Origin of the sequence: Ochrobactrum vermis (assembly GCF_002975205.1) — a bacterium.
GTDB lineage: Bacteria > Pseudomonadota > Alphaproteobacteria > Rhizobiales > Rhizobiaceae > Brucella > Brucella vermis.
In genome coordinates this window covers 201,592-217,227 of sequence record NZ_PCOC01000002.1, presented here as the reverse complement: position 1 = coordinate 217,227, position 15,636 = coordinate 201,592, and the positions used below count along the sequence as shown (strand labels likewise).

The following is a 15,636-nucleotide window of genomic DNA, read 5'->3' as shown; positions in this document are numbered from 1 at the left end:
TCCACTGCAAGAGAAGCCTGTCTCCAGGCGTCTTCGGTTTCAGGCTTTTGTGATCATCAAGCGGAGGAGTCCCGAAAGACGCGGCTCAACCACCAACTGGGTCGGAATTTCGCGATTTTTAGGTTCAAATGCATTCGAGCATGAATTCCAAACGCCTATTCCGCCGGGACACCTGCTCGTCGCAGTTTCAACCTGAATTCCTCTAGCGTTCCTTTATATTCCCAGGTCTGCACTGTGTTATGAGGGCAATCAATAAAAATATAAATTTCAGTAACAGAAAGAATCCTAGAAACCTTGATAAGTTTACTTACAAAATCACCTCCGTCTAAATCATCGACAACAGGTTTCCTATCTTTATCATATCCATGATATACTTTTGAAGGTCTTATTTCTGCCGTTATATACGCCATCGATTTATACCCAATTTTCGCTTAGTGCACCTTGCAGATGAATGATACTTCGTCATACGTCCGCGATGTCGAAAATAGAAATCGAAAGTATGCTTTACGGTATGCCTAATTTGCATACCCACTAACCAACGAGATAGCTGTTTGGGATTTAGATCAAGAGTTAAAATTTTGGTTCTTGCCTGGCTGAACGCGGTCGTCTCACCTTGAAAGATGATCAAACCTGCGACAGCCCATTGCCTGCGATCTGAATTGGGCCAGAAAGAGACTGGAAGCTTTCGAGCACATCCTATTGCAGAACTGCCTTTTGTTTTTTTATCCGGTAGTTAGTTGGGATCTGGAAACCGACTAGTTGGCACTGGCTCTTGATGATCCTCTTTGGAGGCAGCTGTATTCGTTTCTGACAAGCTGACCTGCCACTGAAGTTTCATCCGGCTGCGATTAGAGCCTCGGCGGTTTTTGATACGCCACATGGCGTGATGGGAGCAACCGGCGGAAACGCGAAGCTTCCAAATTGCGTAGCGTTGGAGCCGGTTGCGGCGATGATCCCTGCATAATCTGCCGGGGTCTGGTATCCGAGCGATGAGTGGGGCCGGAAATTGTTGTAATCGTCGGCCCATTCGGCAATGGCGCTCCGGGCATGATCGAGACCAAAGAACAGGCTCTCGTTGAGTAACTCGTCGCGCATGCGGCCATTGAAACTCTCGACATAACCGTTTTGCATCGGTCTTCCCGGCGCGATGTAGTGCCACTCGACCTTGTGATCCTTCGACCAGGCGAGGATGGCATTTGAGGTCAGTTCGGTCCCGTTGTCTGAAACAATCATGCCGGGCTTGCCTCTTCGCTCGACAAGCGTCGTCAGCTCCCTCGCGACACGGCGACCGGAGATAGATGTGTCCGGGATCGCCGCCAGGCATTCACGTGTGACGTCGTCAACCACATTGAGGATGCGGAAGCGTCTGCCGCAGGTGAACTGATCGTGGACGAAATCCAGCGACCAGCGAGCATTCGCCTTTGCTTCGACGAGGATCGGGGCACGCGTGCCAACAGCACGACGCCTGGCTTTCCGCTTGCGCACGGAAAGACCTTCCTCGCGATACAGCCGATAGATGCGATTAACCCCGGAAGGCTCTCCGTCTCGCCGAAGCAGAATGAACAGCCGTCGGTAGCCGAACCGTCGTCGCTCGTTGGCCAGATCGCGCAACTTTGCTCGCAATTCGACCTCCGGCGGTCGGCAGGACCGATAGCGGATCATCTTGCGATCAGCCGACACAATCTGGCAGGCCCGCCGCTCCGAAAGACCCAATATATCCTTCAGATGTGCAACGGCGTCACGCTTTGCGGCAGGCCCTACCATTTTTTTCCGAGAAGCTCACGAAGAGCGGCAACATCCAGCATCTGCTCGGCCAGCAACTTCTTCAGCTTGGCATTCTCGTCCTCAAGCGCCTTCAGACGCTTGGCCTCCGACACTTCCATGCCGCCGTATTTGGCCTTCCAGTTGTAAAAGGTCGCCTCGGAAATCCCGTGCTTGCGGCAAAGATCAGCGGCCTTAACGCCCGCCTCCTGCTCCTTCAACACCCCAATGATCTGCTCTTCCGTAAATCTCTGCTTCTTCATAAGTCCGTCCTCAATGGGCCGAACTCTAATCCAATCTGGAGGAAATTCTTAGTGGCAGGTCAAAGCGGGCAGAAGTTGCGTCTTCGTAAACTTCATTGGCATCTGGCAAAGCCTCCCGGCAAATCGAAATGTAGGTGTGGGGCTAAGATTTAAGTGCAACGATAAAGACGCATGACTTATGCAATTCGGCACCAAGGCCCATGGAGAGATACGCTTCCGCTACATTGTCGGATAACCTAGGCCGTGTGGACGGATTTGATTAAGATGAAAGCAGAATCGATTGCGACGATGGATCGGAAGTTTCTTGCTGTTTCCTCGCAGCGTAATGCGACACGTTTGAACCGTTTGAGCTTCCCCATCATTTGTTCGATACGTGCGCGACCTCGATAAAGCGCCGTGGCAAAATGCTTCGGAATATTACGCCTGTTTGATCTGTAGGGGATCACAGGGATAGCGCCAGCCTTTCGCGCAATCTCTCGATTAACGTCGCTATCATAGCCTTTGTCAGCAATGATAGCGCGGTGCCTGACTTGAGGGCCCGTGTCCATGAGGCTTTCAAACTGTTTGCTATCGGAGGCTTCGCCTCCGGTCAGTTCAAAGCCAAGGGGCTGACCATTTCGGTCGGTTTTCAGATGGATTTTGGTTCCGAACCCTCCACGAGACCGGCCGAGCGCTTGACCTTCCTGCCCCCTTTAGCGCCTGCTGCAGATACATGGGCGCGAATGACGGTGCTGTCGAACATAGCGATAAGATGAGCGCTTTCATCAAGCCCAGCCAAAATGGAAAAATAGTCCTCGAAAACACCTGCTTTACCTAAACGGTCAAAACGCTTCCATACGCTGTTCCAGTTACCAAACCGCTCAGGCAAAGCCCGCCATGAGATGTTGTGAAGGGTGAAATAATGCAACGCCTCAAGGAATAGGCGGTCATTTTTAGCTTTCGCGCCAACGGCTGGCAGACAAGTCCGAAAAACCTCAAGTGCCAGTTCATAGTCATTTTCTGTCATCTTGGTGCACATTACTGACCTCCAAATCACGTCAGCAATATGTGAATCACGTCGAGAGAAAGTCTGGAACCGGAAAACTTATACCTGAGTCAATTCGTCCACACGGCGTAGTGTCCTTAATCGCAAAGCCATCATCCAGGTCGTGGTGTTCTGCGGTTTGAGATATCCAAGCTCGATTGGTACGCTTCTTGTCCGCAGCAGCGCGGCTGCATTTCGTCGTTCAACCACATAACAAGGCGTCGATTACTGTCATCGGTTCTGCATGTTTAAAGCGGCCATTAACATAGGCCTGATAGTGAATGCACCAGTAGCCGCCTTTTCGATGAGAATTCGAAGATACCCTCCAGCGGAGTGGATTTGTTCATACCGTTGCAAGATATAGGCGATCACAATCGACGCGTTATGTGTTCCGAGTGTTTTCTTTGCAAGATCGTAGAGCTTTCTATCTATTCCGAGGAAGGCACGCACTTTCTCTGCCGTATCGGATAAATCCTGCCAGTGTCGGATAGATGAGATCGCATAAGTGGTGATTTCCGGACATGAACGAAGCACCATGTCGAGCGAGACGAGAGTTTCAACTGGGGCGCTGGTGATTTCAGTTACGCGCTGGTCGATAAATTCAGATGTTGCCTTTTCAAGATGGGAATCTGGTTTTGATTCAATTTGCTGCCGCTCATTTTGAGATTCATTGCCGCTCAAAATTTGAATATTTTCATGAAGTTTCAATGTGTTATCGATATTTACACGAATATTCCACATTGCTTCAATGAGCATGGCGAGCTCTTCACGGTCAGTACGGCGCGGAATGCTGTCTACAATGGAGCGGAAGCGATGATTAATGTCGCGCCAGTCTCCGGCAAGCTTCTCCTGAGCGGCAAAATCGATGAGCTTTGTAATATCGCGGCGCAGCAATGTCAGACGTTCACGCATTTCGCGTAATGCGGACTTCTCAGCCCTCACCTGTTCGGCAGCTGTTTCTAGTTCGGAAGCACGCATCAAGAGCGGTGCCAGTGAGAAACCGAACGCGATTTGCACTTCTCCACCCTTGGCACGGCGCGCATAGCGTTTACCATTTGGGCTATCCTGACGGTGAATAAAACCAGCATCGACCAGTGCTGCCAGGTGACGGCGCAGGGTGGCGTCCGCCATTCCGTGGGCGCGTAGTGCCAGTTGTTTATTTGACGGGAATACGATCAAGCTGCTTTGTTCATTCAGCTCTGTTTCCGGATAGAACGACATCAGCGCGGAAAGAACCGCGAGAGAACGGTCATTCAGACCGAAACAGGCCTTTGCTTCACATAACCAGCGATGCAGCTGCCATTTATCGACAACTGTTCCCGGCGCAATCTGTTTTGTCTTCTGTTGACTTGCCAACAAGGCAAGCGTCATCGATCGACTGCCAAACGGCGTCGAGGCTAACTGAATCTCCATTTTCCTTCACCTTCCACAAGGCAAAAGAAATCAACCCGCCAAAATGACGCTAATTACACTTGACAGTGATTCGTGGATTTGCGATTCTCTAGCTGCTAAACCAATGAGAAGGGCTTCCACACGGCGACGTTTGGGGGCCTTTTCTTTTGCTGTCTCGTTCCTCTTCCTGAACAGTTTCGACGCAAATACGCTTACTATTTGTTTTTACGCATGTCTTAATTCCGACTTTGATTACTCTTTCGGAATTAGGGTTACACAATTGAACCGCAGCAAAAGCTTTTGGCCCCGACGCTTACTCACTTACTTCTCCTCATTCTGAAACGACGCATAAAGCTGGTCCAGATTGCGAGAAATCCAATCGGCAAAACGAGGTCCGTTGGCTGCACCAAGCGCCAATGTAGCTGATTTGCCATTCTGTTTGATAATAGCGCTGACCGACTTGTCCGAGGCCGTCCAGTTGGCTCCGGGACGCAAAGCTGCTTTGGTGACAGGCTTCTTCTGCTTTCCGCCTTTCAGATAGCCGTAAAGCTGTTCAAAACGGTCACCTGACGACGCATTTTCAAATGCCTGCGTCGCCAGAAGCTCTTCTGCAGCATCCTTTTTGCCTGGAATCTCGATCAGCTTGCGCAGTTCCAGCCAGCGGTCACGTCCGATACCTTTTGCTGGTCCAATTGCCAGAAGAATGTGTTCGGGGATGGCTTTTGGAATGGTCAGCATTTTCGATAGAGTCTGATAATCGACTGTCAATGCCGCCTGTATGGCGTTACGTTCGAAGCCGAGCATTTCAAGGCGAGCTGCAAAGAAAACGCGCTCGATGAAGCTCAGATTTGCACGTGCAGAGTTTTCCTGACCTTGGCTGAGAATATGTTCCAAATTGGCGAGAGGCTTGATGACGGCCTTAACCTTGAGACCAAGTTCTCTGGCAACCCGTGCTCGGCGATGACCAAAGACGATCATATAGCGGTTACTGGTCTCGGGATGCGGACGAACTAGAATAGGGGTGTCCTGACCGCGCTCGCGAATGGCTTCCAGAAGCTCCAGATAATCTTCGTCACTTGCATCAGGCAAACGATCAGCCACGAAGGAAGCATCAAGATCATTTGGATCAAGCTCGACAATTGTTTCACCATCAAGCTTCTGAGCAGCCTGCTTTGCCAGTTCGTCAATTGATGCGGAAAGAGACTTGGCGGCACCGAACCGACGCGATACGTTGTCGACCGGCTGTGAGGTCTGTTCGGCCGCCGGTTCGTCCCGCATAACGCTTTCGAATATGTTCTTTCTTGCCATTCTCTCGTCCTCAACCGGTCAGAGACCTGATTTTATTCAATATTCGCCGCTTTAGACGGCAGTCTAGCGCCCCCATGCCTCGTGAATGAGGCTGCGAATTTCAGCATTGACCGCTTCCATGGCTTCCATGGCGCGATCATAGGTACCGCGATTCATCGATGAACGATCGACCTCATAAAGCGTTTGCTTAGTAAGGCCAGCATCCGATATCGCAGTTGATTTCAGCATCTGGTGCTTCAGCATATGCGAGGCGAGCATACTCTGCATGAAGCCGACCATCTGTGCTTGGGGAACGTCGGTTGGCTCGTAGCGAGTGATCAGATAACGAAACCAATCGAGTTGCACTGCGCCGCCCGCCTGGCGAACTGTTTTCAGAATATCGCCGAGCATGAGCAGAAACTGTGACATCGACATAAGATCGAGCATCTGCGGATGGACGGTAATGAGCACTGAGGTTGCCGCCGAGAGTGCCGTGAGGGTGAGATAGCCGAGCTGGGGAGGGCAGTCGATAACTACGACATCATAATCGCTGTCGACGTCAGACAGAGCCTGGGCGATACGGTTCCAGAATGTTTTCCCCTCACCGCCATTTTGCATAGCAAGCGGCGTATCATACTCATATTCCTGCAACTCCAGCATCGCCGGAATAATATCAAGTCCCGGGAAATTAGTCCGCCGAATAACTTCACGAATAGGCTTCTTTTCGGAATCGTAACGAATTGCTTCATACAGAGACGGAAAATCGTCGAGTTCTGGCTGAATACCATGGAGAGCCGAAAGTGAAGCTTGCGGATCGAGATCGATTGCAAGCACGCGATGGCCTGTCAGGGCCATATGTTGTGCCAGATGCGCAGCCGTCGTAGTTTTACCGGACCCGCCCTTGAAGTTGACGACTCCAATGATCTGAAGTTTTTCATTGCCGCGACGATGCGGAACGTAGCGCTTTACCTCGGCGCGGCCATTCTGATCGAGCCACTGGCGCAGTTCCTGGATCTGTTCGACACTATAAGCTCGGCGACCGCCTGACAGAATTGTAGGCTCGACGCCTTTGCCTTCCAGATGTAGTTTCTTGAGATTGCTAGGAGAGACACCAAGGAAATATGCAGCCTCGGCCATAGAAAACTGACGCAGCATGCTCTTGCGTGCATCCGGCGGAAAGTTTTCGTGACGCAGCAGATTGAGCTTGCGAGAAATCTCGCGCCCTTGCGATAGTATCATGTCGTCAAACGACAAAGCTGCTGCTGAATTTGCGGTATTCATTACTTGGGATCCCTAGTGACGGCACTGGAACTGATACCGCCTAAATACCGTCATTATGTCCGATTCTTATTCTACTGCAAGAGGTAGGCTAATTAACAAAGAGTTAGTGCCAGCATTAAAATTAAACAAAATTTTATCGATTCGACGAATGATGCTCTATCTATTTGTTTTTGTGTCGTTTTATGGAAAATAGACGGCCGTCTAAAATGCAGCAGCTTTGTTTCTACAGGAATTTCAATCGAGAAGAGTCTGTTTCAACAAGAGAATGAGATCTTTTTCCAGTGGAGGATGGTGTCTGAACTGATTCTCAGAAAGTGCATTCGCGGCCATCATTGCGATACCGAAATGATGGCGGTCATAGCCTCAGTCTCTGAAAAATGGCCGCTGTATTGTTTCGGTCCCGTAAGAGGTCGAGACGGTTCGGATATGAAGATAGGGTTCAGACGTCAATTGTCAGCGAAATGAAGCCCGATGCGTTATCACGTGCGCTGTGCTTTTTCGCGTGATGTAAGCTGAAGCTTGCTCTCAGTCTTCAACTGCAGCGTATGCAACAGTCTACCTGGCTAGAGATCAGCTTTGGACAGCCAACTATGCGGGTTGCTTGCGCATCGTACGCCAGTACAACTTTGTAGCAGCATACTGGCTCGAGCTCACGATGCAGCTCTCATTTGTAGGAAGTCGCACGAGTTACGAAATTGAAGTAGCGTGACGGAAGCGCGTGCAACGCGTTCTAATGGTCGTACTGCGAGGGCGAGGGGGCGCTTCTCGAAAAAAGGTCCAAAGAACCTCTTTTACAGAAGGGAGAAGCCGAGTTATGCTCGACTCGTTACCGATTCTAATGCCGAGTTCTTTTTTATTTGCCGATTTCGATAGTGCGGGGCAGGGCTGTCTAGAAGGCTGGCGCAACTATATGAGCCTGTTGGTTGTCGGGGCATCCTACCCTTAGGGGATGGTTTTCTTAACCAAATTAGGGTAGCATCGAAAATGTAAAAAGGTTTCGCTAACGCTGTTGCATCGGAACCTTCTCTCGCAGCAAATGCTCCTCTCAATAGTGGATATTAGTTGTCAGCCAGACGAAAACTAAAGCCTTCTTAGTTTTAGTTTCTCCGAAAACGGCTATATTTTTCAATGTAATAATAGAGTCAATATTGAGGCTCCGCGAAGGGTGCGGAGGGTAACCGGAGCAGATTGGTTGGCGGTGCCATTTTACCGGGCAATTGCGCGTCTGGATGCAGCGATGCTGATGGATCTGAAACGGCGCATCGTTGAGCGATTGCAGTTTCTGCAACAGCAAAAGACGGCCGCAGCCCTTCAGGACATCAAGATCGGCAGCGGCGTGAGTGAGCTTTGGTGCAGCGATCGCGTTTTATGTCCAAATTATTCATGAGTATTGGATATTTGGGCGGTTTCTGACAACGGGACACTGTCGCGATGCCGTTCAAACATAATGCCAATCGCCGTCACCACATCGGCAAGCAAAAGTTCAAACTGAAGAGCTGGCGGGAGTATGAAGCAGGCTTACGTCAGCGCGGCAGCATTACGTTCTGGATGAGCGATGAAGCTATTGCAGCATGGCATGCCGTGAAGAGAAGAGCACGCGGTGGCCAGCCCCGCTATTCGGGTATGGCGATTGAAACCGTTTTGACATTGGGACTGGTGCTTGGACTTCCACTGCGCCAAATCGAAGGATTTGTGACATCTCTTTTCAAGTTGATGCAGCTGAAACGGCTTGTCCCGGATCACACGATTTTACGTCGGCGGTCCGGTCATTCGCGTAGGAATATGCAACAAGCGGTAAATAGTACACCATCAGACGGTCCCTTGCATGTCGTTGTTGATAGCACAGGCTTGAAGATCTTTGGCACGGGCCATTGGCTTGAGGAAAAGTACGGTGTGAAAGCCCTTAGACAATGGCGCAAGCTGCATATAGCCATTGATGCTGACAGTGGTGACATCGTTGCCGAAGTGCTTGCCGATCAGAATACAAGTGACGTCAGTCAGCTTGAAAGCTTGCTTGATCAAATACAAACAACGATAGACCAATTCGCCGCAGATGGGGCGTATGATGGTCAGTCGTCTTACGATAAAATCAGGCAGCGCAGCGCGTCAGCAAAGATTGTCATTCCGCCTCGTCCGCAATCTATCGTCAAAGAAATCCACGGCCCACCGACACAGCGTGAAGCACATGTGAACAGCGTTGAAACAGACGGCCGCATGCGATGGCAGACAGACAATGATTACGGAAAGCGTTCCTTGGTTGAAACCACCGTGAGCCGTTATAAGCGAAACGGCGGTCATCATTTGAACGCGCGTTCATTCATCAATCAGCAGGCGGAAGCTTCACGCCGTTGCAGCATTCTCAATCGGAAGTTGGTATGCGCACGCCCGGATTCCGTCCGCGTCAAGCAAACGACAACATAAAAACCAACTTCAAAGATCAAATTGCGTCTAGAGAGTGATCGCTGCACCAAAGCTCATTTTCACTATTCTACAATATTGCTTTCAGATATTGTGGGGGGTGGCGCAGAAAGCATGACTTGCTAGACTATCCATGATGACTGGGGCTTGGGGAAATGGCGGCGCTCGTCGATGGCGCCCGGATACTGATGTTTGGTGCAGGCGATTTTGTAGATCCTGCCGTTCGCACTAAACTGGAAGCGCTTGGAGCCACCATTCTAGGTCCCGTGACAAGCCCCACCAGTGCGCTGATGATGCTGCGTCTATTGCATATTGTTGAATCAATTCTGGACTCGAGCGTGATACCCCTCAAGTTTGCGCCAGTCATTTTGTCACTTTCAAATCGCAAAGTTCCATTCGTCTTCGCTCATAACGGCGAAGATAAAGTGCGAGCCAAATATCGCCTAGTGCAAGAAGACACGGCTTTGGCAGAGCTCCTTATGGTGCTATTCGACCCATCACGTTTAGGTTGATGGGCACCAGCCAAGGTTCGCGAACAACCCAGATGCCGATAAGCAAAACAAACATTTCATCACTGAAACGAACGAATTGCCAAGAATCCTAAAATGTATGCGTAATCATCGAGGTTGGAAGCTGGATCCGATTTGCTGCTCTGACGTACGATGCATGTGTAAGATAGACATTGCTTACTCAAACGCCTCCTTCAACAGTGGACGGAATTCTTTTCGGGAGGTAGATTGCAAACGGGACTTTTTTCAAGAAAAACAATAACCGTCGGCCTATTCTGTGACGGATGGGGGAAATGCAAATGCAGACCTCGGTGTCGCCGCCGGTTGAGCGGGCGGAGCGCCCCTGTCCGACCCAAGATGAGGTCAGGGCACAGCTTGAGCGAATTCTTTCCAGTCGCGAATTTCCCAGCGGAGGACGCGGCGCAGCCTTCCTAAAATATATCACCGATGAAACGCTCGCAGGCCGGGCGAACCGTCTCAAGGCTTATTCCGTCGCCATCGAAGTGTTCGACAGAAGCGCGGGATTTTCCCAGGACGATCCAGTCGTGCGGATCGAGGCCGGACGGCTGCGCCGGCTCATCGAACGCTACTATCTCATTGCCGGGCAAAACGATCCGATCCGGATCGACATCCCCAAGGGCGGCTACGTGCCGACTTTCACCTGGAATGATGCGCCGACGGAAGAGACCGCCAACGAGCCGAACGAAGCCCTGATCGCACGCCAGTCCTTCGCAGTGCGGCGTCCCTGCTGGCCCCTGCTGGCCTTTTTCGTGGCGTTCCTCTGCGCGGGGCTTGGTTATTTCGCGGGCGCTCTGACGGGCCCCGACACCCGTCGATCCACCGGACAGGTTCCGCACGAGCCAACGCTCGTGATCGCCCCGTTCGCTAATATGGGAGATGGCCCCCAGGCTGCACGCTATGCCGCCGGGCTGACTGAGGAACTCCTCACTGCCCTTCCCCGCTTCAAAGAGATCACGGTTTTCGGTCGCGAGACGTCGAAGGCATTGCCTCCCGGTGTCGCGGCATCGCAGGTGCGCGACGGACTGGGCGCGCATTACCTTCTCGCAGGAGGGGTCCGCGTTGCAGGGAACAAGGTCCGCGTGACGGTGCGCCTCGTCGACACCTCCAACGGATCCATCCTGTGGTCGCAGAACTACGACGACGATCTGGACACACATGAATCCTTCGCCATCCAGTCCGACGTTGCCAGCAAAGTAGCGACCGCGATCGCCCAGCCATACGGCATCATCGCGAAATCATTGGCGGTCAACTCGCCGCCAGACGACGTTGGCGTTCATGACTGCACGCTGCGCTTCTACGCGTACCGCGAGCAGTTGAACCCGGAAGCGCATCTGACAGCCCGTGATTGCCTCGAGCGCGCGGTGACTCGTTTCCCCACCTATGCGACGGCGTGGTCGATGCTCTCGATCATCTATCTCGACGAAGGTCGGTTCGAGTTCAATCCGCAGAGTGACAAGGGGTCCGCGATGGAGCGCGCGCTCGGTTCAGCGCGCCGGGGAGTCTCGCTTGAACCCGGAAACATGCGCGCCCTTCAGGCGCTCATGGCGGCGCTGTTCTTCAACAACGAGACGAAGGAGGCGTTCGAAGTCGGCGAGGAGGCGCTCGCTGCCAACCCAAACGACACGGAGTTCCTCGGCGAGCTCGGAACGCGCGTCGCGTTCTCGGGGCAATGGGAGCGTGGCGCGGAACTGCTGGATCGTGCGATCAAACTCAACCCCGGCGGAGCGGGATATTACTTCGGGACGCGTGCCCTGATCGCATGCATGCTTGAGGATCACGACAAAGCGGTACGGCTGATCCGCAAAGCCGACCTGAAGAAGTTTCCACTCTTCCACGGCGTTGCGGCGGTCATCTACTCTGAGGCGGGGCTGTTGGCAGAGGCGAAGCGCGAGGGCGAGGTATTCATGAAAATGCGCCCTGACTATCTGCCCAACATCGTGGCCGAAAACCGGAAGAGAAACCTGCAGTCGAAGGACAGTATGCGTATAATTGAAGCGCTTCGCCGCGCCGGATTGCCAGTACCAAGCGCGACGGACGTCGAAGCTGACTTCAGGGTTTTCTACGTCTTAGACGGCCGTTGAAAGCCGTATGCTACAGTAACATACGTTTCTTTTCCGCCCAGTTCCGTCATTCTGCCGGGACATGAGACCATCCCGGCCTGGTTTACCATCAGGCCTCGGCATCAGACGGAGAGCAATGCCTTGTTCACGAACGCATCGACCCTGTTTCGAAATTCATCCCTGACGCTGGCTGTCTCAGCGATGCTCGACATGGGAATAACGCCCACCTCTCCAATTGAACTATGACCACGGCTCTGGCCCGATCGGCACAATCTTATCGATCTCCGCGGACGCATGACCTTATCCTGCTACTCAAGCATGCCTGATCGCACGCTTCGAACCGAAAGGACATTCAAATGCTAACAAAACGCGATCTGCTTCGCTCAGCCGCGATGGCCGTACTCGTCACCGCGATGGCGAAGTCCACAACGGCTGTGGCGCAGGACAAAGCCGAAGGGCCCAGCCTACTGGAGGCCAGGAGTATCGGCGAGGAAGGCTTCATCTACGGCCTGCCGCTCGTGATGAACTATGCGGTCATGCATGAGTTCGCCGTCGACAAGAACTCCGGACAGTTCAAGGCACCGTTCAACGAAATCAACAATATGCATACGGTCGCGAGCCCCGAAGATACGGCGATCATCACGCCGAACAGCGACACCCCATACTCCTTCATCTGGCTGGATTTGCGCGCTGAACCGATGGTTATCTCGGTGCCTCCGGTCGAAAAAGACCGCTACTACTCTGTTCAGCTCATCGACGGCAATACCTACAATTTCGGCTATATCGGCACGCGTGCTACGCAGGCCGAGCCAGGCGACTATCTGGTGGTCGGCCCAGGTTGGAAGGGTGAAACGATCAAAGGGATCAAGAAGGTCTTCCAATCGACGACGGCGTTCACACTCGCGCTTTTCCGCACTCAACTCTTCAACTCCGACGACATGCCGAACGTCGAAAAAATCCAGGGCGGCTACAAGGCGGCGCCGCTTTCTGCGTTTCTCAATCAACCCGCTAGCCGCGCCGCGCCAACGATCGAGTTTCTTCCTGCCACTACTGCTGGCATCAAGGAGAACTTCTTCCAGTATCTCGAGGCAGCGCTGCAGTTCGTTCCTGAGACGTCAAGGGACAAAGAGATTCGCGCGAAACTAGCGAAGATTGGCATCGGTCCAGGCAAGAGGTTGGAGTTCAAAGATCTGCCGCTCGAATATAAGGCCGAAATACTGATAGGCATGAAGCAGGGTGATGACAAGGTGACCAATTGGTTGGCCAACGGAAACAAACCCATTAATGGCTGGAATGTCAGCTCACTTCCTGGCGACGAGGCCTTCTACAACGGCGATTGGTTGCTGCGGGCAGCGACCGCCAAGGCCGGCCTCTATGGCAACGATGCGGTCGAGGCCATGTACCCGTTCACCAGAACGGATGCGACAGGTAAGCCGCTCGACGGCAGCAAGAATAACTACACCATCACCTTCGCACCCGGCCAGTTGCCGCCGGTCAACGCCTTCTGGTCGGTAACGATGTATGACGGTAAGAGCCAATTATTGGTCAAGAATCCGGTCAATCGCTACCTCATCAATTCGCCAATGTTGTCGGAGATGAAGAAGGACGTCGATGGCTCGCTGACACTGTACATTCAAAAAGAAAACCCTGGTGCGGACAAGGAAGCAAATTGGCTTCCTGCCCCAGATGGTACAATCTATCTCGTGATGCGGCTTTATTGGCCGAAGACTACACCACCTTCCATCTTGCCAGCGGGTGGAGGGACATGGCAGCCGCCCGGGGTACAGCGAGTTTCATAGAAGACGCGAGTTACACAGGTTCCTCCGTCTCAAGGGCGTGGATGTCACGGCACGACCCTCGGCGGCGGTCGTCTACAAATTGTCTCGAAGGAAAGCGAACCTCACGCGTCCTTGTGCGTCCGCAGTCTTAAACCGGCTGCCACGAAATGCCTCATAAGTCGATCCTCTGCCAGCAGCCGCGGGCCGGGCCGCGAAGAGACCTGCATGCAGAACAGAAAGGTTACCTCAAGCGGGCAGCGGAGGGCCGCAACTGGCCTTCGGTGTTGTTGTGGACACTGTTCGCCGATCAATCGGCAGCCCGAGGGCAAGGGCAAACAACGTGCAAACGACCGCCGTCCATTGGTCGTCACGTCCTTCGATCCGGTGTCCAAATGATAGTCTGGTAGTCGGCTACGAATGAGACTGCCCGATCAGCGATCAACCCGGAACAGGCGGAAGAAGTCGATCAGGCCAAGGATGATAGAATTCTAGCGTACAGCCACTGCTATCGCTGCTTCCTGCACGCCGGGTCGGTCGGCATTACTGCACAGTTCTTGACCGCAATCTTCTGCCTTCCGCTAACTTGTCCGGTCAGGCCGCCAACATGATCGGCGTAGTTCCCCCGCGTATCTGCGTCAAGCACGGCGACTGGAGCCGTAAGAACCAGCCCCGCTGCACTGCCGGCGGAGGCCGCCACACCAGTTGTTCCGGCCAGGATGGTATCGCCAAGACCAACCCGGCTGTCGGTGAGCGTCTGCCCTTCGGATAGCCGCGTGCCGATGAGCTGGACGACTTCCGGGGATTCGGCGAACTTGCTGTGATTGAGATTGTCGCTGACCTTAATCCTCGTCAGATCAATGACAGAAATCTTGTAATCGGCAAGTTCAGCCTTGTAAGGCGCGCTTTCGGGATCGATAGACCCCAATCGCGGGATGTCGCCCCAAACCCGCCGTGAGAATGCGAGCGCCTTATCGTCACTCGAGACGAACAGGGTGAACTTCGGATGTGGGTCGCCCATATCCTCGATCTGAGAGCGGAACACATCGATGTCGACATCCGGAGCGGCGAGCATGACGTTTTTGAACTTCGCCGGAAGACCGTCATTGCGAATTGCCATCTGCCGGAGCGCCTCTAGCGCCAGCCAGTTGCCCATTGAGTGGGCCAGCACGTTGACTTCCTTTACCTCTTTGTCTTTAGCGAGATACTGGAAGAGCGTCTCAAGGGCGTTGCGGGTGTAGTTGGTGCTCTCGCGGTCATAACCGTAGGCTAGGAGGCTGCCGCGCGATGGCCATGTCACAAGGATCGGCGTGCTGCGGACATTGGAATCGTAGACGATTTGGGCGAACCGGTAAACACTGTCTTCGAAGCGGTTGTTGAAGCCGTGGATGAAGACCAGAACGCTTTGGTCGGGGTTTCTTCTAACCGAGGCGTTCAGCCAGCCTTTCGCGCCATCAAGATTGAGTTCGTCGGCTTTCAGCGTGGCGAAGTCGGTTTCCGGATTTGACGGCAGCTTCTTTGGCCAGGCGACGTCGCCCTTCTTGCGGACTTTAGGCAGTGAGACTCTCATCTGTGCGAAGGACGGCGTTCGGGCGCGTTCGCCCGTGAACATCTCGCCTGGGACGGGCGATCGGGCGCGCGTCGTCGCAACCAGCATGTCGACGCGGCTGGACGCCGGCACGGTGTCCGCAACGGGGCTAAGCACGTCTTTCGGGTGTCCGCCGCAAGCCGCGAGCACGAAAAGCACGAGGCATGGAAGAAGTCGCCGGATATGTCCGGCAGTCGACGCGTTAGACAAGCAAGTCATCCCCATTAGCATTCCCACATCGATGCGCAATCAAGCGT

At 53.2% G+C, this 15,636-nt stretch carries 13 protein-coding genes; 5 read left to right on the top strand and 8 right to left on the bottom strand.

All coding sequences use genetic code 11. The features are described 5' to 3' along the window. Positions 1–155: 155 nt before the first annotated feature. The 7 genes from CQZ93_RS26380 to repA all read right to left on the bottom strand — a co-directional run bounded on the left by CQZ93_RS26380 (position 156) and on the right by repA (position 7,008). On the bottom strand, positions 156–410 hold the full coding sequence (locus tag CQZ93_RS26380; RefSeq protein ID WP_146114452.1) for a hypothetical protein: 255 nt from the start codon (positions 408–410) through the stop codon (positions 156–158). A gap of 424 nt (positions 411–834) precedes the next feature. After that, a protein-coding gene (locus CQZ93_RS15150; RefSeq protein ID WP_105543491.1) for an IS3 family transposase occupies positions 835–2,024 on the bottom strand; the annotation gives its coding sequence in 2 pieces (ribosomal slippage) (positions 835–1,772 and positions 1,772–2,024; 1,191 coding nt in all). Between the two features lie 236 nt (positions 2,025–2,260). Next, on the bottom strand, positions 2,261–2,656 hold the full coding sequence (locus CQZ93_RS27265; RefSeq protein ID WP_350308596.1) for a transposase: 396 nt from the start codon (positions 2,654–2,656) through the stop codon (positions 2,261–2,263). Next, positions 2,653–3,042 (bottom strand): transposase, encoded by a 390-nt coding sequence (locus CQZ93_RS15140; RefSeq protein ID WP_095444932.1) that lies wholly within the window; start codon positions 3,040–3,042, stop codon positions 2,653–2,655. The genes CQZ93_RS27265 and CQZ93_RS15140 overlap by 4 nt, the downstream gene beginning before the upstream one ends. Positions 3,043–3,279: 237 nt before the next feature. Continuing rightward, positions 3,280–4,461: a plasmid replication protein RepC gene (gene repC, locus CQZ93_RS15135; protein WP_105543489.1), complete on the bottom strand. Its 1,182-nt coding sequence runs from the start codon at positions 4,459–4,461 to the stop codon at positions 3,280–3,282. Positions 4,462–4,761: 300 nt separating this feature from the next. Next, on the bottom strand, positions 4,762–5,748 hold the full coding sequence (repB, locus tag CQZ93_RS15130; RefSeq protein ID WP_105543488.1) for a plasmid partitioning protein RepB: 987 nt from the start codon (positions 5,746–5,748) through the stop codon (positions 4,762–4,764). Between the two features lie 63 nt (positions 5,749–5,811). Beyond that, positions 5,812–7,008: a plasmid partitioning protein RepA gene (repA, locus tag CQZ93_RS15125; protein WP_105543487.1), complete on the bottom strand. Its 1,197-nt coding sequence runs from the start codon at positions 7,006–7,008 to the stop codon at positions 5,812–5,814. Positions 7,009–8,245: 1,237 nt separating this feature from the next. Between repA and CQZ93_RS26665 the strand changes: the two genes are divergently transcribed. The 5 genes from CQZ93_RS26665 to CQZ93_RS15100 all read left to right on the top strand — a co-directional run bounded on the left by CQZ93_RS26665 (position 8,246) and on the right by CQZ93_RS15100 (position 13,815). Next, a complete protein-coding gene (locus tag CQZ93_RS26665) occupies positions 8,246–8,395 on the top strand; it encodes a hypothetical protein (RefSeq protein ID WP_181153518.1) in 150 nt (49 codons plus the stop codon). Positions 8,396–8,439: 44 nt separating this feature from the next. Then, a complete protein-coding gene (locus CQZ93_RS15115; protein ID WP_105543485.1) occupies positions 8,440–9,429 on the top strand; it encodes an IS5 family transposase in 990 nt (329 codons plus the stop codon). Between the two features lie 152 nt (positions 9,430–9,581). Continuing rightward, the gene (locus tag CQZ93_RS15110; protein ID WP_105543484.1) at positions 9,582–9,938 is read left to right on the top strand and encodes a hypothetical protein; all 357 of its coding nucleotides are present in this window, start codon (positions 9,582–9,584) and stop codon (positions 9,936–9,938) included. Positions 9,939–10,234: 296 nt separating this feature from the next. Continuing rightward, positions 10,235–12,037 carry a tetratricopeptide repeat protein gene (locus CQZ93_RS15105; protein ID WP_105543483.1) on the top strand — a complete coding sequence of 601 codons (1,803 nt, stop codon included), beginning with the start codon at positions 10,235–10,237 and terminating at the stop codon, positions 12,035–12,037. 335 nt (positions 12,038–12,372) lie between these two features. Continuing rightward, positions 12,373–13,815, top strand: a complete 1,443-nt coding sequence (locus CQZ93_RS15100; protein ID WP_105543482.1) for a DUF1254 domain-containing protein — start codon at positions 12,373–12,375, stop codon at positions 13,813–13,815. 484 nt (positions 13,816–14,299) lie between these two features. On the opposite strand, the gene CQZ93_RS15095 is transcribed toward CQZ93_RS15100, so the two are convergent. Further along, positions 14,300–15,589, bottom strand: a complete 1,290-nt coding sequence (locus CQZ93_RS15095; protein WP_286153653.1) for an alpha/beta hydrolase — start codon at positions 15,587–15,589, stop codon at positions 14,300–14,302. Positions 15,590–15,636 lie beyond the last annotated feature (47 nt).

Excerpts from the sequence above, each read along its gene's own strand:
- CQZ93_RS15105 (WP_105543483.1), top strand. The coding sequence starts at position 10,235 with ATGCAGACCTCGGTGTCGCCGCCGGTTGAGCGGGCGGAGCGCCCCTGT.
- CQZ93_RS15100 (WP_105543482.1), top strand. The coding sequence starts at position 12,373 with ATGCTAACAAAACGCGATCTGCTTCGCTCAGCCGCGATGGCCGTACTC.
- repA (WP_105543487.1), bottom strand. The coding sequence starts at position 7,008 with ATGAATACCGCAAATTCAGCAGCAGCTTTGTCGTTTGACGACATGATA.
- CQZ93_RS15140 (WP_095444932.1), bottom strand. The coding sequence starts at position 3,042 with ATGTGCACCAAGATGACAGAAAATGACTATGAACTGGCACTTGAGGTT.
- repB (WP_105543488.1), bottom strand. The coding sequence starts at position 5,748 with ATGGCAAGAAAGAACATATTCGAAAGCGTTATGCGGGACGAACCGGCG.
- CQZ93_RS26380 (WP_146114452.1), bottom strand. The coding sequence starts at position 410 with ATGGCGTATATAACGGCAGAAATAAGACCTTCAAAAGTATATCATGGA.
- CQZ93_RS15115 (WP_105543485.1), top strand. The coding sequence starts at position 8,440 with ATGCCGTTCAAACATAATGCCAATCGCCGTCACCACATCGGCAAGCAA.
- repC (WP_105543489.1), bottom strand. The coding sequence starts at position 4,461 with ATGGAGATTCAGTTAGCCTCGACGCCGTTTGGCAGTCGATCGATGACG.
- CQZ93_RS26665 (WP_181153518.1), top strand. The coding sequence starts at position 8,246 with ATGCTGATGGATCTGAAACGGCGCATCGTTGAGCGATTGCAGTTTCTG.
- CQZ93_RS15110 (WP_105543484.1), top strand. The coding sequence starts at position 9,582 with ATGGCGGCGCTCGTCGATGGCGCCCGGATACTGATGTTTGGTGCAGGC.